This window comes from Enterococcus sp. DIV1083b, from assembly GCF_051713705.1.
GTDB lineage: Bacteria > Bacillota > Bacilli > Lactobacillales > Enterococcaceae > Enterococcus_D > Enterococcus_D casseliflavus.
The window spans coordinates 1,299,353-1,321,947 of the sequence record NZ_JBIOQJ010000001.1 but is presented as its reverse complement, the minus strand read 5'-3'; the positions used below and the strand labels follow the sequence as shown (position 1 = coordinate 1,321,947).

The 22,595-nt window shown below is 41.5% G+C and carries 23 protein-coding genes; 7 read left to right on the top strand and 16 right to left on the bottom strand.

What is annotated here, in order from left to right:
• Positions 1-2: 2 nt before the first annotated feature.
• The 6 genes from IGI69_RS06045 to IGI69_RS06020 all read right to left on the bottom strand — a co-directional run bounded on the left by IGI69_RS06045 (position 3) and on the right by IGI69_RS06020 (position 5,772).
• Entirely contained in the window at positions 3-1,097 is a 1,095-nt protein-coding gene (locus IGI69_RS06045) for a DUF871 domain-containing protein (RefSeq protein WP_438740061.1), read from the bottom strand.
• A gap of 1 nt (position 1,098) precedes the next feature.
• Positions 1,099-1,350: a hypothetical protein gene (locus tag IGI69_RS06040; RefSeq protein WP_438740059.1), complete on the bottom strand. Its 252-nt coding sequence runs from the start codon at positions 1,348-1,350 to the stop codon at positions 1,099-1,101.
• A 27-nt stretch (positions 1,351-1,377) separates the two neighbouring features.
• Positions 1,378-2,676, bottom strand: coding sequence for a PTS sugar transporter subunit IIC (locus tag IGI69_RS06035; RefSeq protein ID WP_005225702.1), 1,299 nt, complete (start codon positions 2,674-2,676; stop codon positions 1,378-1,380).
• A gap of 140 nt (positions 2,677-2,816) precedes the next feature.
• Complete coding sequence (locus IGI69_RS06030; protein WP_010747943.1) at positions 2,817-3,062, bottom strand: hypothetical protein; 246 nt, start codon at positions 3,060-3,062, stop codon at positions 2,817-2,819.
• A 1-nt stretch (position 3,063) separates the two neighbouring features.
• Complete coding sequence (locus tag IGI69_RS06025) at positions 3,064-4,368, bottom strand: PTS sugar transporter subunit IIC (protein ID WP_121261710.1); 1,305 nt, start codon at positions 4,366-4,368, stop codon at positions 3,064-3,066.
• Positions 4,369-4,380: 12 nt separating this feature from the next.
• The gene (locus IGI69_RS06020) at positions 4,381-5,772 is read right to left on the bottom strand and encodes a glycoside hydrolase family 1 protein (protein WP_010747941.1); all 1,392 of its coding nucleotides are present in this window, start codon (positions 5,770-5,772) and stop codon (positions 4,381-4,383) included.
• A gap of 171 nt (positions 5,773-5,943) precedes the next feature.
• Here IGI69_RS06020 and IGI69_RS06015 point away from each other — a divergent pair, with 171 nt between their 5' ends.
• On the top strand, positions 5,944-6,714 hold the full coding sequence (locus IGI69_RS06015; RefSeq protein WP_016620488.1) for a MurR/RpiR family transcriptional regulator: 771 nt from the start codon (positions 5,944-5,946) through the stop codon (positions 6,712-6,714).
• Positions 6,715-6,737: 23 nt separating this feature from the next.
• On the opposite strand, the gene IGI69_RS06010 is transcribed toward IGI69_RS06015, so the two are convergent.
• Positions 6,738-7,475 (bottom strand): MurR/RpiR family transcriptional regulator, encoded by a 738-nt coding sequence (locus IGI69_RS06010; RefSeq protein WP_438740055.1) that lies wholly within the window; start codon positions 7,473-7,475, stop codon positions 6,738-6,740.
• Positions 7,476-7,505: 30 nt separating this feature from the next.
• Positions 7,506-7,994, bottom strand: a complete 489-nt coding sequence (locus IGI69_RS06005; protein WP_010747938.1) for a GNAT family N-acetyltransferase — start codon at positions 7,992-7,994, stop codon at positions 7,506-7,508.
• A gap of 168 nt (positions 7,995-8,162) precedes the next feature.
• Here IGI69_RS06005 and IGI69_RS06000 point away from each other — a divergent pair, with 168 nt between their 5' ends.
• A complete protein-coding gene (locus IGI69_RS06000; protein WP_438740053.1) occupies positions 8,163-8,426 on the top strand; it encodes a hypothetical protein in 264 nt (87 codons plus the stop codon).
• Positions 8,427-8,542: 116 nt separating this feature from the next.
• Here IGI69_RS06000 and IGI69_RS05995 read toward each other — a convergent pair whose 3' ends face one another.
• The 3 genes from IGI69_RS05995 to IGI69_RS05985 form a co-directional block, all read right to left on the bottom strand.
• Positions 8,543-8,713, bottom strand: coding sequence for a hypothetical protein (locus IGI69_RS05995; protein ID WP_005225698.1), 171 nt, complete (start codon positions 8,711-8,713; stop codon positions 8,543-8,545).
• Positions 8,714-8,844: 131 nt separating this feature from the next.
• Positions 8,845-9,720, bottom strand: coding sequence for a cation diffusion facilitator family transporter (locus IGI69_RS05990; RefSeq protein WP_005225697.1), 876 nt, complete (start codon positions 9,718-9,720; stop codon positions 8,845-8,847).
• A gap of 200 nt (positions 9,721-9,920) precedes the next feature.
• Positions 9,921-10,946, bottom strand: a complete 1,026-nt coding sequence (locus IGI69_RS05985) for an NAD(P)/FAD-dependent oxidoreductase (RefSeq protein ID WP_010747936.1) — start codon at positions 10,944-10,946, stop codon at positions 9,921-9,923.
• Between the two features lie 266 nt (positions 10,947-11,212).
• On the opposite strand from IGI69_RS05985, the gene IGI69_RS05980 reads away from it, so the two are divergent.
• A complete protein-coding gene (locus tag IGI69_RS05980; protein ID WP_005225694.1) occupies positions 11,213-11,938 on the top strand; it encodes an alpha/beta fold hydrolase in 726 nt (241 codons plus the stop codon).
• 2 nt (positions 11,939-11,940) lie between these two features.
• On the top strand, positions 11,941-14,487 hold the full coding sequence (gene mprF / locus IGI69_RS05975) for a bifunctional lysylphosphatidylglycerol flippase/synthetase MprF (protein WP_010747935.1): 2,547 nt from the start codon (positions 11,941-11,943) through the stop codon (positions 14,485-14,487).
• A gap of 67 nt (positions 14,488-14,554) precedes the next feature.
• On the opposite strand, the gene IGI69_RS05970 is transcribed toward mprF, so the two are convergent.
• Together IGI69_RS05970 and IGI69_RS05965 are read right to left on the bottom strand one after the other, a co-directional pair.
• A complete protein-coding gene (locus tag IGI69_RS05970) occupies positions 14,555-15,514 on the bottom strand; it encodes an SPFH domain-containing protein (RefSeq protein WP_010747934.1) in 960 nt (319 codons plus the stop codon).
• The gene (locus tag IGI69_RS05965; RefSeq protein WP_016620494.1) at positions 15,511-15,786 is read right to left on the bottom strand and encodes a hypothetical protein; all 276 of its coding nucleotides are present in this window, start codon (positions 15,784-15,786) and stop codon (positions 15,511-15,513) included. Before IGI69_RS05965 ends, IGI69_RS05970 begins: the two co-directional genes overlap by 4 nt.
• 185 nt (positions 15,787-15,971) lie before the next feature.
• Here IGI69_RS05965 and IGI69_RS05960 point away from each other — a divergent pair, with 185 nt between their 5' ends.
• The 3 genes from IGI69_RS05960 (at position 15,972) to IGI69_RS05950 (ending at position 18,565) form a co-directional block, all read left to right on the top strand.
• Positions 15,972-16,382 carry an organic hydroperoxide resistance protein gene (locus IGI69_RS05960; protein ID WP_026008061.1) on the top strand — a complete coding sequence of 137 codons (411 nt, stop codon included), beginning with the start codon at positions 15,972-15,974 and terminating at the stop codon, positions 16,380-16,382.
• Between the two features lie 58 nt (positions 16,383-16,440).
• On the top strand, positions 16,441-16,887 hold the full coding sequence (locus IGI69_RS05955; RefSeq protein ID WP_438740049.1) for a MarR family winged helix-turn-helix transcriptional regulator: 447 nt from the start codon (positions 16,441-16,443) through the stop codon (positions 16,885-16,887).
• Between the two features lie 127 nt (positions 16,888-17,014).
• A complete protein-coding gene (locus IGI69_RS05950; RefSeq protein ID WP_438740047.1) occupies positions 17,015-18,565 on the top strand; it encodes an IS1182 family transposase in 1,551 nt (516 codons plus the stop codon).
• Positions 18,566-18,725: 160 nt separating this feature from the next.
• On the opposite strand, the gene IGI69_RS05945 is transcribed toward IGI69_RS05950, so the two are convergent.
• The 3 genes from IGI69_RS05945 to IGI69_RS05935 all read right to left on the bottom strand — a co-directional run bounded on the left by IGI69_RS05945 (position 18,726) and on the right by IGI69_RS05935 (position 22,577).
• Complete coding sequence (locus IGI69_RS05945; RefSeq protein ID WP_005225688.1) at positions 18,726-19,088, bottom strand: hypothetical protein; 363 nt, start codon at positions 19,086-19,088, stop codon at positions 18,726-18,728.
• A 277-nt stretch (positions 19,089-19,365) separates the two neighbouring features.
• The gene (locus IGI69_RS05940) at positions 19,366-19,734 is read right to left on the bottom strand and encodes a DUF7006 family protein (RefSeq protein ID WP_015509452.1); all 369 of its coding nucleotides are present in this window, start codon (positions 19,732-19,734) and stop codon (positions 19,366-19,368) included.
• A gap of 680 nt (positions 19,735-20,414) precedes the next feature.
• Positions 20,415-22,577, bottom strand: a complete 2,163-nt coding sequence (locus IGI69_RS05935; RefSeq protein ID WP_438740044.1) for a lectin-like domain-containing protein — start codon at positions 22,575-22,577, stop codon at positions 20,415-20,417.
• Positions 22,578-22,595: the final 18 nt, after the last annotated feature.

Here is a 22,595-nt window from a genome sequence, read left to right as displayed (position 1 = left end):
CGTTACACCTTCCTCTCTGTGAAAGTGAATTTCGACCAAGGATGGATAAAGGGCAGCAGAACGAACTCTTGTTCGACGATCGAACCGATTTTATTTTTTCGTGGATCTGAGTGAGGCTCCAGCACGACTTGCAGCTCGTTTTTGTACTTGCCAAAACGATCGTTGCCGATCACAACGTCCCCTCGTTGAAAGACGCCTTCGTGGTCATGGACAGGATTGTCATGGTTCTTATACTTTTTACGAACTTCTGTGGAACGGATCATCCGATCGGTGATGTCGCCTCGACGGTAATGCTGCTCGTCCAGGGCGATTTGGCGTTCAACTTCATTGATTTCAGGCACAAATTCAATCGCAAATGCGGTCTGGTAGCAATCAATCGCTCCTAGCGCTGCCAATTCTGCTTCAGAAGCATAAGCATTTCCGATAATGACATCGTCGATCAAGCCTGTGGCAAACAAATGCTTTGCGGCAGTTTCTACAGACATTCTTCGGTGCATTTCTAAGGTCGGTAAGCCATCATTGATATCCCAAGGTCCGATCGTTCCCGTTTGAGAAGAGATAAATGCGGCGGTTCGAATGCCTTTTTCCTTGAAACGACGACTGCATTTTTCAAAGAAATCATAAGGCAAGGCAGTCCCTTCTTGCGGATAGAAATTGTGGCAGCCATATAAGTAAGGAATGTTGGCTTGATAGGTCAAAATATTGTCTAAATACGCCACATCATTGCTCATATTCAATTCAACAGCTAAACCAAAGGGATTGTAGGTCAACATCGCTTCTTTATTGCCGTCAAAGCCTAAATCTAAACGAATCCCATCGGCACCTAGTTCATGGAAAAAGGTCAAGTCATCATAGGAGATGCCTAGTTCAGAAAAGATGGCTGGTGCCACGTCTAAAATCGTTTCATAGCCTAATCCTTTGGCAAAATCAATCAACGCTTTAAATTTTTTCTGCACGTTTTCTTTGCCGTCACTCACTTCCAACATACTCATAAAAATGCGGCTAAAGCCATAATCATGGGCTAATTGCAGATAGGCTTTATCTGTTTCAAAATCACTGTGATCGGGATACACCGATACTCCTAGTTTTCTTTTCAACTTATCTCATCCTCATTTCTTCATAAAAAGCAGTAAAACGTGTCAGTAAAAGCGAACTGCAAACAATCGTCGCCGTTATCGTCAAAAATGGTCCCCACGGAAACTGACGGCTCAGTAGGATCGCTGCAGCAACGCCAAGAATCCCGAACAAAAGCATCCGCCAAAACGGCACTTCTTGAATTTTTTTCCCTTGTGCTGATTTTGTTAACCAAAATTGACAACCAAAAAATAAACAAATGGCATAAATCCCCATGTTTGCACCTCACTCTTTTTTTCTTGCTTAAGCGGCTGTTTCTTCTTCTTGTTCGCGGGCAATCTGCTGTTTCTCAAAGACTTTAAAGAATGGGTAGTAGATTGCGAGTGTAATAAAGAAGTTGACGATCACTAAAATCGCTGCTGCGATACTCCAGTCCGTACTCATCCAGGCGGCGATTGGTGCTGGAATGGCAAACCCAAGTCTGGCAGCCATCATCGGTACGACGCCCGTAATGGTCGCGAAGTAAGAAATCGTTGTCGTAATCAACGGTGCCACCAAGAAAGGAATACCTAAGATTGGGTTCATTACGATCGGTGCACCGAAAATCACTGGTTCATTGATATTGAATAGGCCTGGCAAGATGGACAAACGGCCCAATTGTTTCAAGTATTTTGATTTGGAGAAGAAGAACAAAACGACCAACGCCAAGGTCGTACCGGCTCCACCGATCCAGACGAACCATTGTAAAAATTGTTCCGTAAAAATATTAGGCAATTCATGCGCATTGCCAGATGCTTGGAACGCTTCCATATTTTCAGCAATTGAAATATCCCAGAATGGACGAATGACAGGACCCATGATGGCTGGTCCATGAATCCCCAGTACCCAGAAGAAACAGATCAAGAAGACAGTCAATAAACCACCAAACAAGCTGTTACCCGCTAGCACGTCTTTTAACGGCATCAACAAGTTACTTAAAAAGCCATTGATGTCAAAGCCTAACATATGACGGATCACCCAGAACAAAATCAGGATCGCTCCTCCAGGAATCAACGCCATGAATGAATTCGTCACTTCTGGTGGCACGCCATCTGGCATTTTGATGGTAATGTTTTTTACGATAAAGAAACGATAGATTTCAACGGACAAGATTGCCGTGACGATCGCGCCAAACAAAGAGCCTGAGCCTAAGTTTGCCACATTGATATAACGTCCCGCATCAATGATGCCTTCCACAGAATCAAAGACTCGCAACGGTGGTGCAGCGGTTACAAGAAAGGACATCGTTGCTAAGATACCCGCAGTCAATGAATCCAGCTTGTAGCTTTTGGCTAGCGATGAAGCAATCCCATATGTTGCATACAATGCCAATAATCCGACTGTATAACGAAAGGGAATATCCAAAACTTCCCGATACGGTTCGATCACCGCAGCGACTGATTCGATGGGAAAATTCAGTAAGATCGTGAAGAAAGACCCAACGATCGTTAATGGTAACGTAGCGATGATCCCCTTACGAATCGCTACCATGTGCCGTTGCATCCCCACTTTATTTGCAATCGGCATCAACTTCTGTTCAATAAATTCTACAAACCCTTTCATAATTGCCTCCTTAGTTTATAACATTATAATGTTTATACAAGGATAATAGCACAGAGGATCTGGGTTCGTAAATAGTTTTTTAAACAGTAGATAGAATAATCTTTTCGCAATAACATTTCCTACAGTAACCATCAAGCGTCCTATCGTTGTCCTTTCGGTCGATACTGATACATAAAACGATTTTGGATGACGGTACAATTGATAATAAGTAACAAAATGAAAACTGGTGCCAAAGGAGTGCGGATCAACAAGAAAAACAAACTGAGTAAGAAAAGTAAGGAAACAAGTAATAGTTTCCAAAAAGCCAGCGTGATTTTGGCATTATTTTTTTCTAAAAGAAGATGGGTCAGAAAAATCAAGAGCAAACAACTCACTACTAGAACCATTCTACTCACCTTCTTTAGCTGTTTCTAGCTCTTGCGCCACTTGAAGTTTCTCAAATGCTTTAAAGAATGGATAGTAAATCGCTAATGAAACGAAGAAACAGACGAAGACCATCAAACAAGCAACCCAATTCCAATTTGAGGTAATCAATGCGCCAAGAGGTGCGGGAATCGAAAATGGTGGTTTGACCATCATCTTAGGCATCCAATCTAAAGCGGTAACGATATAGACTAAGATAGTATTAGCGATTGGCACAAGAATAAACGGAATTGCCAACAGTGGATTCATCACAATTGGCGTCCCAAAGATCATCGGTTCATTAATATTAAAAATCCCTGGTAAAATGGAAAGACGACCCAATTGTTTTAAATAGTTTGAACGAGAGAACATAAACAAAACAACCAATGCAAGCGTTGATCCAGTACCACCCATTTGCGCATACCATTGATAAAATTGTTCGGTAAAAAGATTTGGTAGATCAAAGGCAGACATACCGTTTTGGAATAATTCCGCATTTTCTAAAATTGCTTGATCCCAAAATGGACGAATGATGGGTCCTAAAACGGCATGGCCATGAATACCCAATACCCAGAAAACGCAGATAACAAATTGTGTGATGATTCCGCCAACCAAATTATTGCCTGTTAAGAAACCTTTTAAAGGAGAGATGGCGATCGTCAGTAATCCATTTAAATCGAAGCCGAAAAAGTGGCGCGGAATCCAAAAGACTAAGATAACCAGCAAGGTTGGTAGGAGTGCCGCAAAGGATTCGCCTACAACAGGCGGTACGCCTTCTGGCATCTTGATTTCCAAATTTTTTGCTTTTGTAAAATGATAAATCTCTACTGAAACTAGCGCCGCAATGATCGCACCGAATAATCCTTGTGATCCAAGTGAAGCGATGGGTAAATACCTTCCTGCAAGTACGGCATCTCCTGTCGTGCTGATGCCTTCCGCCAAATTGATCGGAACGACCATTAAAATCGTCGCTAACATGGATAAAAACCCACTTGTTATTCGATCGAGTTTGTAACTGGCACCTAAGTTGGAGCCAATCGTAAATGAGGCATAAAGAGACATTAACCCCACCGTAAATCGAAAAGGAATGTCAAGTGCCGGTAAATAAGGAGCGACCCATTCGGTATAGCCAGGAATCGGCAAATTTAAAATAATGGTGAAAAAAGAGCCAACGATCGTGAGCGGCAAAATAGAAATCAACCCATTTCGAATTGCCTGCAAGTGCCGCTGCTGTCCAATAGCATTGGCAACCGGTAATAACTTCATTGCAACCGAGTCTAAAACTTTCATTATAAAACCCTCCTAAAATTCGTTTGAAAAACCATTTTTTTGAATCACTTCTTTAAACCATAGACCAGACTTTTTCATCGTTTTTTCTCCCGTTTCTAAATCCAGACGATAAAAGCCATAGCGGTTTTTGAACGCATTCTGCCAACTCCAACAGTCCACAAATGTCCACATGTGATACCCCAGACAGTTACTCCCCTCCATCATTGCTTGATGAAGCTCAATTAAATGCTCTTTTAAAAAAGCAATTCGGTAGTTGTCTTGCACTTGCCCCCCTTCGATAAATGTTTCTTCTCCCTGGATTCCGATGCCATTTTCTGAAACAAACCAATCAATATTCCCATATTCTAACTGGATTTTTTTAGCGATATCATACAAGCCATGAGGATAAATCTCAATCCCCCTTGAAGTATTCATTCTTCTGCCAGGCATCTCGTAATCATCGTAAAACCATTCTGGTGAGAAAACTCCCTCGGGATTAGGCAAAGATTCTTTGGCTTTCACTCGCCGTGGACGGTAATAATTGATTCCTAACAGATCAATCGTTGTTTCAGCAATCAAGGCAAGATCTTGTTCTTCCACTCGTGGCATTTGGTTGTAGCGCGTTAAAATAGCCTTTAACTCCTGCGGGTAACGACCTTTTAAAATCGCTTCATTAAGCGAGCGAGTATAGAAGAGGTCTGCCATTTCCGCTGCTTTTAAGTCGGCAGGATGCTGGCTTCTTGGGTAAACTGGAATCACATCCATAATGATACCGATTTTTCCTTGATATGTTCCTTGTCGAAAGACCTTAACTGCCTCACAGTGAGCAAGGATGATATGGTGAAGTACTTGCGCCGCTCGTTTAAAATCAACTACATAAGGATAGTGTCGGTCATGCAAATAGCCGGCTTCTGCTGGAATCATCGGCTCATTAAAGGTAAACCAGTAAGCAACTTTCTCATGAAATAGATCAAAACAAATTTTTGCATACGCCCGATACGCTTCGATGACCTCACGATTTTCAAATCCGCCGATTTCTTGTAATTTCATTGGCATGTCAAAGTGATAAAGATTGATAAACGGTTTGATGCCTCTTTGATTTAACCCATCAAGCATTCTGGTATAAAAGTCAACAGCTTCTGGATTAACTTCCCCTGTACCTTCGGGAATAAGACGTGACCAAGAGATCGAAGTCCGAAAAGAATTAAAAGAAAGTGCCGCCATTCGATCCAAATCCGCTTCCATTTCCTGATAAAACCTTGATGTATGTTCTGTTGTAACTCCTTCAAAAAACCGATGGTTATAGTTTTTTGATGCATAATCCCAAATGTTTTCTCCTTTATTGTCTCCAGCAATCGTTCCTTCTGATTGTGTCGCACTTGTTGCTGCACCCCAGAAAAAGTCCTTCGAAAAATTATACGCCATGTCGCCCTCCTACAATTCCTTTTTTACTAAGCGAAGCATCCGCTTACATTATTGAACAACGAAAGTATAGCATGAAGTAAAATCAATATAATGTTATAATCCAAAATAGAAAACGTATTCATCCCTTGTCATTTGTTCCACAAAAAAAACACTTTGTTACGGAGGTGCGTCATGCTTTTTCTTGACTACAATCCTGAACTTACTGCACTAGAATACGAGGTTTACCGATTTGTATCAAAAAACTTGGCTTCAGTGTCTAAAATGAAGATGAAAGAACTTGCCAAAGAGACCCATACCAGTACTGCTAGTATTAGCCGCTTTTGCAAGAAATTTGAATGTAATACGTTTACTGAATTTAAGATCAATTTGCGCTTTTACTTAGATTCTCTCGTAAAATCTAAAATATCCGATAGTGATGAATCCCAAACAATTGATTTCTTGAAGCGAGTAAACCAGCCCTTTTTATCTGAAAGAATCGATCGAGCAACAGAGATTCTTAAGAACAAAAGCTTCGTGCTATTTATTGGATCAGGCTTATCTGAAACGATTGCGGAATATGGCGCACTCTATTTTACTGACTTGGGAAAAACGGCATTAAAAGTTGACGATCCCTCAAATTATCCTATCGACTGGTTTCCAGAAGACATATTGTGCAAAACCGGTATCATTGTTTTGTCTATTTCTGGAGAAACACAAGAAATGATTCGATACTTACAAAAGTTAAATCAAAAAGATTGTCAGATTATTGCCATCACGAATACCGAAGATTCAACCATCAGCCAGTTATCCGACTTAACGGTGCCTTATTACATCGAAAGAGAGACCATTTTTAAAGCCAGTCAGAAAAAAGAGAAAACCATTGAACTGACTTCTCAACTACCAGCAATCTATTTAATTGAAAAAATTGCCAAAAGAATACGCCTATCAGAAGAACTTCTCTGATAGGCGCAGGTAGTTTCATTTATTCAGCGATCTTCACAATCTGTAACTAAATCAAATAAAAGTTCCACCAAATAAATGGCTGGAATTTGTGAGGACAATGAATCAGCTGCTTGATTATCGGAAAAATAATAAGCAAAATTTCGCTCAGATAGTTTAGCAATTGACGTTGTTGAACGATTTGTTAGTGAAATGGTCGAAATTCCAGCGGTGGTACATTCAGTAATCAAGGATTCAAGGAATGGATCGGCGCCTTTATTAGAAAAAACCAGCAACGTGGCTTCGCTACTTAAGGTTCGCCAAACGGATTTAATCGATGTTGTTTCTTCCTCTACGCACACGATCTTATCTAAACGTGCAAACTTTTGTTGGGCATAGGTCAAAGCAAGTGTCGATTCCCTGTCACTGGCTAAGATTAAAAGTTTTGTTTTGCTTATTCCTTTAGCAATCGTTAATAATGTTTCTCGATAGAAGGATTCATCCATACGTTCAAAAAAATAGTGCAGGGCTTTTTTATCTTGTTTGAATAATCGATCAGTCTTTCCTTGTTTCTGTAACGTCCTTTTCAATTTGATTTTAAATTCTGAAAAACCTCCGCAATCAAATTTTCGACAAAACCGCAGAACAGTCGTTGAGCTAGTTTTTGTTGCATCCGCCAACTCACGAATAGACATCGAACAGACTTCTGCTTGCTGATTTAATACGTACTGAAATAGTTGCCATTCTTTCTTACTAAATGACTTATTCTCGGCAGTGAGTTCCATCAGTTTTCTCCTTGCTGCGCACCTTCGCCTTCAAACCATCTTCTTCTCATAAATAAAATCATCCATCACAAACCCCGAACCAATCGTAACAGTACGTTCAGAAACACGCGTAAAGCCGCGATGCTCATAAACAGCGATCGCTTGCTGGTTTTGTTTGTTGACGTTTAAATGCAGTGTTTTTCCTGAGGCGATCTCCTCATACCAATCAAAGACTTGGCTGGCATAGCCTTTGCCTCTAGTGGATTGATGGAGATACAATTTACTTAAATAAATCTGCTGCTGCGTTTCTTCATACGCTGTATATCCTACTGCTCGGTCTCCTTCTAATAACAAAAGATAGACTGCTCCTTGCTGGACTTCGTTTTGAATCGCTGCTGGTGATTGGTAATGAGCCAGCATATACGCGACTTGATCGGACCCAATGATAGGTGTAAACACTTCTGGCCAGATTTCTTTGATCAAACGATCCAACGTTTGGAAATCTTCAGGTGATTGAATGATTTTTTTTGTGATTGCCATAAGAACCCCTTCTTTCTGCTGCACGAAACAAAAACTCGTTTATAAATATCTCTATTATAAGGGATAGGGAAAAAAAAGAAAGGGCACGTGGAACAAAGACCCCAAAACGTCTCAAAAGGTGGTAAACTAGAAGTGAAAAAATGGTGACGAAAAGGAGGTAGCAACACCATGCAGCTCTTGCAACTACTTTTACTGGCAATCATTTTTGTTTCGTTCTTCATGGCGTTGATTGGATGGGTTTTATCGATGACCAATGGCTTGATCTTTTCTCGTTCTCCTCAGCAATTTAAAGCACACGCTCATGATCCTAACTATGAAAAAGAACGACAAGCAGGCAAGCGCTTGAAAGAGATTATAGTCCGACGCATTGTTCCTCTAGGAATAGCCTCTTTGATCGTCTATGGATTAATCGCACTATTAAACGTCCTTTAAAAGTTTTTAAAAAGACTCAAACAAATCAAAAAATAACCGGCATCTTTTCCTGTTGATCAATGCGCCTTTCGCTTTCGCTGAGGGGAACATCAATACATAAGATGCCGGTTTGTTTTTTATTTACTTACTGCTGCTTTTGAGGCTTGAACTTTTTTCAGTAAAGCGAAGAGGACTTGGCTATCATCAATAGCCGCAATATATTGTTGGCAAAGTGCCATCATTTCTGTTTCATCCATTTTATCTAAAGAAATAACTAATTCATTTTCTACTACCTGCTTATTATTCATAGGGCTCCCTACTTTCTTCCTTTGTTACCTCTAGTTTGCCATGAATGAGCAGGTTCCGTAAGAACTTTTCAGTTTACAAACAGGAAACGGGTAGTTTACATCCTTGTCCTATCAAGGTTTTGCCAGAAAATTTATTCGGTAGCAGGCTCGATGTGGATGTCAGTATCAAACACCTGAAAACGATCAGCTAAGAGATCTTCAATAGCATCTGCCACGTTATGACTCTTTTCAACCGTCAAAGATTTGTCCATCGTCACGACGACATCGAGAAAAACATTGGCGCCATACATCCTTCCTCGAATCGATTTGACAGATTTCACTTCAGAAAAACCAGCGATTGCCGCTTCATACTCCACGACTAACGATTCATCAAACCCATCAGAAAGTGAAAAGGCACTCTCACGAAAAATATCGACGGCGGTTTTGATAATCAAAAGAGCTACCACGATCGCAGTCAAACTGTCCAACCAACCGATACCAAATGAAGCGGCAAAAATAGCGATCGCCGTTCCAATACTCGTCCACGCATCGCTGCGGTTGTCTTTAGCAGCTGCTAGCAGAGCGGAGCTTTTTACGCGAGCGGATAATCGCTTATTATAGTAATACATGCCATACATCAAAATAGCTGAAATGATACCGACGACTGCCGCGATCATATCGGGACTTTGCGTTTCTCCGAGTAGAATCGTTTGAATGGAAGACCATAAGACCTGCAGACCGACTGCCAGCATAATCAAGGATGTTACGAGACTCGCCACATTTTCTGCTTTCCAATGACCATATTTATGGTCTTCATCTGCTGGCTTTTGAGCCAAACGCAAACCAATCAAGACAGCGATCGACGCTACGATATCCGTCGCATTGTTCAACCCATCTGCCCATAGTCCTTCAGAGTTTGCCAAACGACCGATGGCAAGTTTTGCGATCGAAACCAAAATATAAGCAACGATACTTAAGATGGCGCCTCTTTCTGCTTGTTTTAATTCTGCGTATCTTGTTTGATTCATGTCATCCCCTCCAAATAGTCAACTTGAAAATAATAGCTGAAATTTTCACAGTTTGCATCATTTATTTGAGAGATTTTATTTTTTAGGAGCGGCAAACATTCACTTCTAGTGAAACGAATTTCTGTTCTGAGGCCACCAAAAAAGCAGGACCCACAAGGGACTCCTGCTTTTTCTACTATTTCTTTCACAAAGAAGTATGGCTACTCATTCACCAACAACTGGCGATTTCTTTCACTGAATTTCTCGTTGTGGGAGGAAACCATCGCCTGTGGGACACTGGTCGGCTCTAAATAGTGTTTGATTTGGTTGACTGCTTGCGCAGCATCTTGAAAGGCTCCCGCCAATAGATTCACTTTGCCTTTGAAATAATGAATGTCGCCAGCTGCAAAAACACCAGGATGGCTAGTTTTTGTAGGAATCTCGCAATTGAGGTAAAAGTCTTCATGGCGTGCCAGATCAAAGGAAACTTTATCTAACAAGCCACTGTCACGGTCATACCCGTGTTGGATCAGTAGATGATCGCATAAAAAATCGATCGTCTCATGGTTGGCACTGTTTTTTAGTCGTAGAACCATATTGAATGTTTCTGCTTGATTCACCCCATCGATGGTGTGATTCATCAGCACTTGAATCCCTTCTGCTTTCATCTTCTTTACTTGTGCTTCATGGGCTTTCAATTTTTCTCCTCGGTAACACAGGGTGACTTTAGCACCATAAGACACTGCTTCGATCGCATAATCCACTGCCGCATCACCGCCGCCAGAGATCACTAGATGCTTGCCTTGGATCGCTTGCTGGTCAGGAAACTGATAGTGGATATAGTTGTCGACATTATTATGGATGAAACATGGCAATTTTTGCGGAGAAACGACACCGCCTCCGATACAGACTAAAACGGTGCGTCCAACGTGGGTCCTCCCTTGGTCATCCACTGCATAAAAAAGATCGTCTTCCTTGGTCAATGCGATGATTTTCGTTTTCAGATAGACCGTTGGATCAAACAACTTGGCCTGATCAATCAAGTGTTCTTTGACTTTCTTCCCCTTGGTTGGCGGCAATGCACCCACATCCCAGACCATTTTTTCAGGATAGAAATTGATCTTCCCGCCTAATTCGGCTTGTGCTTCAAACAATACGACCGATAGATCACGTAATCCAGCATAAAAACTCGCATAGAGTCCAGTGGGTCCTCCGCCGATAATCAGAACATCTGCTATAGTGGTCATTGGCTAGCCTCTCTTTCGTAAATGAAAATCATTCTCAATTAGTTAGTTCGATTATAGACAACGATCGTCCATTTGTAAAGAATTTTCTAAAAACAAATTAATTATGTTTACCAATTATTTTTCTTTACATTGTAAAGAAAAAAGCCTTTTCCTGAACTTCTGGTAAAAAAAAGATGAGCAGAATGTTATTTTTTCTCATTTTATCTAGTGATATGTTTGTGATAGTCCCTGACTTCAAGGTATACTCTTAGAAAGTAGGTGAAAAAATGGAAGTTGAAAAATGTTACGCGCCCTTACCGGACGGGTCTGTCCTCTATTACGAGAAAACCGGTTCAGGACGCCCTCTTTTTTTACTGCACGGAAATGGCGGCAGCAGTGCCTATTTCTCAAAGCAGGTCGACGCCTTGCGTCAAAAACATCAACTGTATTTAATCGATAGTCGAGGGCATGGCAAATCCACTAATACGCAGAAGAAAATCGATTTTTTTAAAATGGCAACAGATCTTTTAGCAATTATTCAGCAAGAAAAGCTAACGAAAATCGCCTTACTAGGATTTAGCGATGGTGCCAATCTAGCGATGGTCTTTTGCCATCTCTACCCAGAGCATGTCAGCTGCATGATTTTAAACTCTGGCAACACGGAACCGCGAGGTGTGAGGCTCTTTTCTCGAATCGGCAGTGTCTTGCAATATCTGATCGTTTGGCTTTGTTCCCCATTCTCCAAAGGCATGCGGGGCTTTCTGCCTATTTTGGGTTTGTTGTTTCGTCCAATCGGTTTATCTACAGCCGATTTGAATCACCTCAGTGTGCCGACATTGATTTTGGTCGGCAAACGTGATTCGATCAAGCTTTCCCATTCTTTTTATATTGCAAACAGTATCCCTCAGTCCAATTTTATCGTCGTCAAAGGACAAGGACATAGTTTTGCACGAAAGAATCCAGAGGTATTTAACACGAAAGTATTATCTTTTTTAGAAAAGGTCGGTGAATAACTATGAGAATCTTTACTTGGCTCCGCGACCACCGCTCACTGTTTAAAACACTCTTCTTAATTGCAGTCGCCGTGATCGTGTTCGGCGAGCTGCTTTCGTTAAGCAAGACGATCTCGATTGATCAACTAAAACAATTGTTTGCGCAGCTATCCCTTTGGCGAGTGGCTTTAATGGCTGTCATTGGCTTACTGTGTGTCTTTCCCATGGTCTTATATGATATCGTCTTGAATCGCTTGCTAGGGGACAAACCTGATCGCCGTTATTTACTAGAAACCAGCTGGATCATCAATACCATGAACAATTTGATCGGCTTTGGCGGTTTCATCAGTATCGGGTTACGGTCGGAATTTTATGGCAAAGGAAAAAAAGGCAAAGACGTTGCCCAAGCAATATCGAAGATTTTTATCTACTTGATGTCTGGTCTTTCGATTTTATCGCTTGCAGCGCTGGCATTCGTCCTCTTCGGTCCCACGACCGATTATCTCCAACAGTATTGGATCTGGCTTTTAGGCGGCAGTCTTTATTTTCCAATCGTCTATGCGCTTAGTTTTTCCAAAAAAAATGCCTACTTAGGTGGGCTGCAACGACGTGATCGTCTGCAGCTGATCGCCGCTTCCTTATTGGAATGGCTAGGTGTTTTTGCCGCCTTCTTTACGACGGGTCTGTTGATGGGTCTCTCGGTCGATGTGTTTCAACTGTTGCCGCTTTTCATCGCTGCTTCCGTGATTGGGATCGTCTCGATGATTCCTGGCGAACTGGGAACCTTTGATATCATGATGATTATGGGAATGGGTTCACTACAGATTCCCCGTGAAAGTGTCATTGCCTGGCTCTTGCTGTTCCGTCTGTTTTATTACATCATTCCCTTTTTGATCGGTTTGCTTTTTTTCTCAAAAAATGTCGGTGTCTCCCTCAACCAGCGCTTTTCTGGTATTCCAAAAAGCTTGTTGTTGGAAGTGTTCCACAAGATCGAAGTGTTGCTGCTTTATCTGACTGGAACGATGTTGGTGCTTTCCGCCACGATCCCAGAAGCCTTTGATCAAATCAAATGGTTAGCCCACCTCAATCCGATTCGCTTGAATTTTGTGATGCAGTACCCGAGTATCTTTCTCGGCTATCTCTTTTTGATCGCCGGTCGCGGCATCTCTGCCCGTGTCAGTCGCGCGTATATGCCGACGCTTTTGTTGATTGCAGCAACGATCGGCTATGCTATTTTTGCGGGTTTCCGCTTTTCGACCATGCTGTTTCTTCTATTATTACTGGCGATCATGATTTTTTCAAAAAGCGAGTTATTCCGAAAACAACTGGTTTTCGCTTGGGAATGGCTAACGATCGATGGGTTGCTGATTGGTTCGTTGACGATCCTCTATGTCATTATCGGGGTCTACAATATGCCCCATATCAATCGGCATCCGACACATCACCATTCGATGGATTTTTTGCTTTTCCCTTCTGAAAAATTATGGCTCCAAGGCTTCGTTGCGATTTTATTCGTCGCCGTTGCGATGCTGTTGTTTGCACGCTACTTGATGGGACCAAAGCACCAACTCGGCGTCAGTGCCGCCACCGATAAAGTGAAGCATGTTTTGAACACTTATGGCGGCAATAGCGACAGCCATCTTGTCTATTTAAAAGACAAGCAAGTGTACGTTTATCCAGAAATCGGCGAGCCGACGGTCTTTTTTCAATTTACGACCTTTAATAATAAATGCTTAGTCATGGGGGATCCTTCTGGGAAGCAAGCAGACTTTCCCCAGGCACTGGAAACCTTCCTAACAGAGATGGATCAGTGGAATTACTTGCCAGTCTTTTATGAAAGTAGTGAAGAAATGGTGATGCTGCTGCATGAATTTGGGTATGACTTTATCAAATTCGGTGAGAAAGCCTATGTGGATCTGCCTAGTTTCACCCTCTCAGGAAAGAAAATGAAGGGACAGCGGGCTTTGAACAACAAGATCACCAAAGAAGGCTTTACCTTTGATGTGCTCACCCCACCCTTTTCAGCCGAAACCTTTGCAACACTTAAGGAAATTTCTGACAACTGGCTAGATGGACGGAAAGAAAAAGGGTTCTCCCTTGGATTCTTTTCAGAATCCTATCTGAGTACCGCACCAATTGCAGTCGTCCGTAATCAGCAACAAGAGATCGTCGCGTTTGCCTCCTTTATGCCAACTTATCAGACAGGCTTAGCTTCCATTGATCTGATGCGTCACGATCCTGAAAAAGCCCCGAACGGAACGATGGATTTCTTGTTTATTCAGCTGTTTGACTATTTTAAAGAACAAGGCTACCAACAATTCGATTTAGGTATGGCACCATTAGCCAATGTTGGTACTTTCCGCAGTAGTTTCTTACAAGAGCGGATCGCCTATCTCGTTTACACCTTCGGGTCTCGCTTCTATTCTTTTGAAGGATTGCGGGAGTACAAACAGAAATATGCCGCTTCTTGGTCCCCTCGCTACATCTTATATTCTCGGGACAGTTGGATCGGTTATGTCATGATTGCTCTGTTGATCGTCGATAATCAAGCGGCGGACAAAACGAAGTAAAAAAAGCTCAATTGCGCCGGTTTGTTCTCGGTGCATTTGAGCTTTTTTCATTTGTTGCGCTTCGAAGTTATTCTGCTGATTTAGATGGTGCGTTTTCCCAAAGTTGTTTGACGACTGGAATATTTCCTAGTTCCGTCATATTGGATGGCAGAATGACCGTGTTGGTATTGCTGTTGACCACGTCTTTAAAGGCCTCGATCCCTAGATAAGATAAGGAGCGCTCGTCTAGCTGGCTTTCTTTGATTGCTTCATTGATAGCTAAAATCCGTTTGCGTTCAGCTTCAGTGATTTTCGCGATTCGTTCCGCTTCTGCCTCAGCATCGATCCGTACACGTTTTGCCCGCGCCTCTGCATCGATTTGGGTTTGTTCTGCCCGAGCTTGCGCGTCGATCGTCATTTGAGAAGCTTTGGCTTCGGCACTTAAGACTGAAGAAGATTTCTCCCCTTGGGCTCTTGTGATCATGGATTCTTTGTCTCTTGAAGCTGTGATCAATTTATTCATTGATTCAATGATTTCTTGGGAAACTTTGATTTCCCCGATATTGATCCGGTCGATCGCTAACCCATAGCCAGCAGTGATGTCTTTGATTGAAGTAAATAGAGCCACGTTGATTTCTTCAGTTCCATTTAGAACCTCATTCAGATCCATTTTCCCGATGATTCCCCGTAAGTTTGATTGGGCATCTTGAATCATTGAGATAACGGAGTTTTCATTTTCGTAAACAAAGGCACGAACATCTGTGACGTGGTATTTGATTGCTTCATCGATCTGCACGATTACGTTGTCTTTTGTAATTGCACTTTGCGGTTCGATCTCCAGAGGAATCTGTTTCAAGGACACTCTTTCTCTTACGGTATATAAAATCGGAACAAGAAAATGAAGCCCTGGTTCCAACGTTCGAACGTACTTTCCAAAACTTTCGACAACTTTGACTTCCCCTTGACGAACGATCACAGCAGTGCTTGCAATCAGCCAAATCAAAATCACTAATACGAAGATAACTAAAATAATTTGGATAATGATCATTGTAAAAACCCTCTTCCATTTTCAAATAATGTATTGTTTACACGGGTCAATAAGACACCGTTTTCAACCCCGATAATCTCTAACATGACATTTTCAGCAGGAATCCCTGCAATCACCCGATATTCTGTATAGGTGCCATAAAGCCGTATATAGCCTGAATAATGATCCGTCAACGATCGAAAATAGCGCCCTACCGCTCGTTTTTCCATATAATCTACGATGATTTTCACCCTCTTTGCCTTCATGCAGTAAATTTGAAGCTTCAAACTCATTTGTTAATCTATTACAAGTGTTACTAACTATGATAGCACGTTTCACCCAAGAGAACAGTAAACTTATGCAGATTCCGCTTTTTTTTAGAAAAAAAACATAGAACGAAAACCAATTCCTTGCATTTCCTCATTAAATTGCATACAATTTAATTGTACAAAATATAAAAAATAGGAGTGAAGAAATGATGAAAAAAATGTATTCTACTAAAATGATCAACACTGGTGGCCGTTCAGGAGAAGTACACAGTCCCGATCATTCATTTGAGCTAAACATCACTGCACCTGGCAAACGTGTTGAAAATGCCACCAATCCAGAACAACTTTTTGCGGCTGGGTTTAGTGCTTGTTTCAATAGTGCCCTTGAATTAGTGAAAAGCAACAAAGGAATCGACGGTGCTTCGACTGTCAGTGCACAAGTGACGTTATACGCAGAAAGTGAATCAAGCTTTGTTTTAGGCGTTGAGATCGAAGGTCAAATCGAAGGTTTATCAACAGAGGAAACACAAGAATTGCTTGAAATCGCTCATACCGTATGTCCTTACTCAAAAGCTACAGCTGGCAACATTGAAGTGACTGTCAAAGCCGTTAGCGAGTAGACTTTCGTTGAAAAAACAGCTATGATAAGAGGCGGATGTTAGAAAAAGGGGTGAAAACATGAATGTCTTAGCGTTAGAAAACCAATTGTGTTTTCCTCTATACGCCGCTTCAAAAGAAATTATCAAACAGTACAAAGACTTACTGGACCCGTTGAATTTGACCTATACCCAATATTTAGTGATGTTGGTGTTATGGGAAGATGAAGCGATCAGTGTCAAAGAATTGGGGAAGCAATTATGTCTAGATTCTGGCACACTGACACCGGTTTTAAAAAAGCTTGAAGCAAAAGGATACCTAGTAAGAAATCGAAATCAAGACGATGAACGTTCCTTGCGGGTCACATTGACTGATTCAGGCAAAGGACTCCATGAACAAGCGCTAGAGATCCCCTACAAAGTAACTGAATTCTTGCCCCTTGAACCGGAAGAACTGTCAGTCCTCCACGAATTGACGACCAAAATGGTCCAAAAATTTCAAGAACAAGAAAAAGGTACTGTGACATAAGTCCATAGAAGAAAACCGCAAGAAATGACGAGAAATCGTTCATTTCTTGCGGTTTTTTGGGTAAAATAAAAAGGAGCACCGGTTGCCGCCAATGCCCCATCATTTAATCCTGAAAGGACTAAACAAAATGTATACTAATTATAACATGAATCAACTCACTTTGGATCTATCTACTTCATTTTCTCCAAAAGAAAATCATGTCGCCGTTTTTATCCATGAACTGGTCGAAGCGCTTCAGATTAATGACCCCTATCTTTTTGGTCGACCAAGAGAATATGATTTAGGTGCCATGTTGAAGTTGGTTCTTTTTGCGTATACGCGAGAAACCTTTACAAGTCGCAAGATTGAACGCTTAGCTGAAGAAAACCTCTATGCTCGCTGGTTGACGCAAGAACGGGTTCCGACTTATCGAACGATCGCCCGTTTTTGTGTATCTAACGATGTGCAAGAGTTGACCAATAAAGGCTTAGATCAGTTGACAGAGTATCTGCGTGCACGGAATCTGATTGATGATGCGTTGTTTATTGACGGTACAAAAATCTTGGCAGATGCGAATAAGTACAGCTTTGTCTGGAAGAAAAACACGATCCGATTCGATCAAATGAATCGCGAAAAACTGCTTACTATGATGACGGAACTAAGAGAAGCGTATGCCCTGAAACAGATTCCCGAAGGGACGACCTTGACAGTAGACATGATAGATGAACTGTTAACACGGATGGAACTACGTCTGGAAGAACTAGAAAAAGAAGTTGAGGCAACGAAACGTCTTTCGCCAAATCCAGCGAAACAACAACGGCGAACGTTGAAAAGCCAAGTACGCAAATTAAATACAAAACGAGAAAAACTTCTGGAACATCAAACGCAGTTTTCTACTTATGGGACAAGAAACAGTTATTCAAAAACTGATCATGATGTGACATTCATGCGCGTAAAAGAAGACCCTATGAAAAATGGCCAACTTAAGCCTGCGTATAACCTGCAGATCGCTACTTGTAATCAATTTGTACTCGGCTACGATGTCTTTCAAAACCCAACAGACACTAAGACGCTGAAACCATTACTGGAAAAGATGAAGATTGCACAAAAGTCCCCTCATTATTTGGTCGCCGATGCAGGCTATGGTTCAGAAAGCAATTACCGCTATATAGAAGATGAACTTCCCCAGCATACTGCACTGATTCCTTATGGAACGATGTTTAAAGAACAAAGCAAGAAATGGCAGACAGATGATCGGAAAGTAATGAATTGGGATTATGAGCCTAAGGAGGACTTTTACATCGACCCCAAAGGGGTACGATTCAATTTTCATGCTTACCGTCAACGAACAGATGCGGATGGCTTTGTCCGAGATTTTAAAGAATACCAAGCAGAAAAAACGGATGCGAACCAAGCGCTCATTCCTGAAGCCTTAACCCCAAAGGGGAATCGCAGAAAGATCACTGTAAATCCGTCTTGGGAATATTATAAAGAAAAACAAAAAGAGCGCTTATCAACGCCTGAAATTCAAAAAATATATGGTCGGAGAAAGATCGACGTGGAAACAGTCTTCGGATTTATGAAGGCTTGTTTGGGTTTCACTCGATACACGGTTCGGGGCTTAGAAAAAGTCAGAAAACAGACGGGTTTACTCATTACGGCAATCAATATGATGAAATTGACAAAAATAGGTACTTGAACTACCCAAAATGAATAAAAAAAACAAGGAGTACTCGAAAAATCACATGATTTTCGAATGCTCCTTATATTTTGGAGAGCGTAACTAGTTAACTTATGTCACGCCCCCTTTTTTTATCTTTTAAACCTTCACTAACAAATAGCGAAGAAAACGGGATGACCTACGAAGCTTTGGTTTTCAATTCGCCAATTACATTTCGCAACTGAGTTAATTGTTCTGGGTCTTCAATTTTTTTGATCGCAATTTTTACCAATTCAAAAATTTGTTCCTCCGTCAAACCACTTTGCAAAATCTCCAATTCGGTGACAGCTGGTTGGAAACGACGAGCCAAAACTGACCCACTCATCTTGATACTTGCGATCTCAAGTATCCCTTTATTGACTAACTTACGAATCACTGACAATGACGTGTTGCGATTCAAGCCGAAGCGTTCACTAAATTCGGTACAGCATAGCGGCTCATCCACAGCCCAAAAACAAACTAAGACTTCCCACTCTTTTTTTGAAAAACTCAAGTAATCCATAACTGCTCCTTTCCATGCCAATCAGGCTGGTTCTTATTTTCTAATCAAAACAATCGCAGCTATTGACATAAGCTATCTATCCTCTACATTTTACGATTGTTTTTTCTTTCACTAAAAGGATTATATACCAATAATAATCTATTTTATTCATAATTTCAAAATAATTTTTATTTTAATGATAAATAACACGTTTAATTCTCCTTCTTCTCCATAAAAAAAAAGCGACTAGATGCGCTAGTCGCTTTCTTTTCTATCAAGTGATCCTAAGAAGAACCGCTTATTGGATGTTGAAGATCAGGCTTTCGTGCTCTTTTTCTTTTAAGGAATAGCCACAAAACTCTTTATTCAAATTCGGATAATCGCGTTCGATCATCTGAATAACCTCGATTTCCGTCAAAAATTTGTCTTCCGACAATTGCAGCGAGTTCAACAAGACAAAGCGTGAGTCATAGCCTAAAATCTCTGGCATCAATTGCCAAAAATTTGAGTGATCAATTTGTTGGATCGTTTCTTCAAAGTTAGCAATCAATTGTTGTACATGATCATAGACTTTGGGATAATCAGATTTTAACAAATCCAACAGTGCTTGATCGACCACCTTATCCAAATAAGCCTTTGTGTCCGTATAGATTATTGAAGAAATCACTTATTTCATCAATCCTTTCATTCAAATGCCATATTCGACATCGTCAAGGATGGCTCCCTGTTCCTATATATAGCATACTATCGGTGATTTTCGTTCTCAGATTAAGGATAGAATCAAGAAAAAAAGGAGAAGTCGTTTTTTGATTCCTCAATCTTACTCCACAATAGCAAAATTTTGCTGAACTGATAAGCAAAGCGAATCAGCAACATCTGAAAATGAGAAAACTGTCAGATTTCCCTCCTTTTTTAGATAGATTACCTCTCTTCTATACGAAAAATCAGCCGCCAAGGATGGCATCCTTTAGCAGCAATCGATTTGAAACAAACAACCAGCAGCCCTTATTGCCCTTCACAAAAAACGGAGACAGCATAATCTCAGACAGAACCTTCAGCAACATGTATAATTAAAGTAGAAAAAGTCATCAAAATAAACGAGACGAGGTGTGGAGCAAAGATGAAGAACCATTGTAAATGCGGCAAGAAGTTAACTGGCAATGAAAAAAGCTGTCCGGACTGCAAACGCAAAAAACAGCAAACTTTAGATTCCTTGGAAAAATTCGTTAAATACGGCAGTTTTGCTTTAGCAGGCCTATCACTAGTTTTAAAAATTGCGAAAAGTCGACAAGCTTAGCATTGATCGACTGAGAACTTTAATAAAAAAAACGCCGTAATGGCGTTTTTTTATTTGTCTACAATCGTACTCTCCAACTGCCAATTGACCGTACCTGAATAGGTACCAGGTTCTATCAAATCCAACTTGGGAACAAAGCGAAAGTAGCAATCATATTCCTGAAGATCCAGAGTTAAGTCCGTTGATCCTGTTGGCTGCTGTTGGAAAATCACTTGTTCTTCAGAAGTGACAGAAGCCACCAGCTGATTGGTCACCGGATCATAGAGGACCAATTGGATTTCCTCCGCTAATTGTTGCTGATTTTGCATAAAATCAGTCATCTGGCCGCTTAACTGCCAGGTCCCTTCGCTGGTATTGCTGACAGACAAAAGGGCTTCTTGATCAAAAGAAATCGTTAAATAAGCAAAGCCATCGTCTCTGATGGATCGTGCGAGTTCATTCAAGGTCACTGCCGCTGCGTTGATTGAAGCAGGCGCACGCTCAAATACCACGATCCCTCGAAAGTCAATGCCATAATAACGTGTCTCCGATCGATTGCCTTCTGTATCGATCACATAAGACGCAAGATAATAGGTTGTGCCCGGTTCTAGATCTGAGGTGTCTAGTGCCAATGTATCCGACAATGGCTCCGACAATGTTCCCCGTTCAACCAACGCAGCTTCAGAGAAATCCGTTTCGGTGATTGTCTTATCCACCGTAAAGAAATCCGTGACATATATTTTGGCTTGGATCGAATTTTGGTCATCAATCGTGATCGGTATGTAGGAATTGCGCTTTTGCCGCACGATCTGCAGGTCTGCTTTTGCTTCTGCCAATGACGCCGAACCTGTTGAAAGAGTCGGTGGAAAGGATCCGGTCATTTGATAATAATGAGTTTCTGGATCACCTGATGTCATACTGGAAACAAAAGCATTTCCATTAAAAACAGTTTGGACAGGGATGGCTACATCTAAATTCTGATCGAGCGGAGCTTCTGTGTAATTGACGGAAAAGTGAACGATGTATTCATTCCCTTTGACCATGTCGGGCAGTGTCACAACCAATTGTCCATTTTCAATGGCAAAGGGCAAGGCAGTTCCGCCTTCAGGCATGCCATTAACCATGATTTCACTGGCTTTCCCAAAATAAACCGCCTCGGGAACTAATGATAGTCCTTCTGGAAAAAGCGATGAGAGCAAGATTCCCGATTCCAAGTCAGCTAGATCACTGGTGCTTTTATAGGAGAGATAGGTCGCATAAGTAATGGTTTTGCTATTGTCGACAGTGGCTGGCTGGGCAAGTGTCGTACCAGTATCCAACAATAGTTTGACTGGGTCTTTTTCAAAAACACCGGTTCGCATATCAAGTTCTACTAGTCCTTCAACATCGACAAAGGCCACAGCTTTTTCTTGAACATAGCCCCCGTTTGCACCTGTAAAACCAAAATAGACCGGTGCACTATTGGTGAGATTCAAATTCGATTTGAAGGTGTCATCAACAGGAACCGTCACATCAACACCGAAATCTGGTACGGTGTAACGCAACGTTTGCGTCGGCTGATCAAAGACTACTGTAAAAATATGCCACTGCCCATCGGAAATATCTGGTACGGATACCGTATCTCGATGGTTTAAGACTTTGTCAATAATCAGCCAACCATCGGTGGTATATGCGTCATTTGAACCTGGAAAATTCCAAGCGATATGATGGCCGGAAGGAACATCACGATCCATCATTCCGTCCCCCGTCAACCCTGCATTATTATAAAATGTATCGAATTCAATCGCAAAACTTTGGGGGATCGCCCCAGTACTTAAAGGAGTCGCTCCTCCCGAATTTGACCAGACACCAATCGTCGGTCCCGCTTGTTGCGCCAGTGCATTTAAACCATTGCTTTGCATCACAAAAGCGATCCCATCACTGTCCGTTGCTGTATTATCGATACAAAATGCCATTTCTAAGCGAAAGGAGCGAGTAAAGGAAACTGGCTTATTAAACCAAACACCACCACTGGAATTGGTAGTAGTTCCATCATTGATCTGAACATAATTGAATCCTGACTCTCCTTGTGGCGAACCCGCTTGCCCCACAGGAGTGATCAAAGAATCGTCAATCGCCAACGTAGGAAAGTCCGGAACAGATACCGCAGCATAGATTGTCTCTTGCCGCCAGCCCATCAGAAAGAAACTAAAAAGAAGTACATAGAACCATCGTTTAATGCCAAACTTTTTCATCGCTGTCCCCTGCTTTCT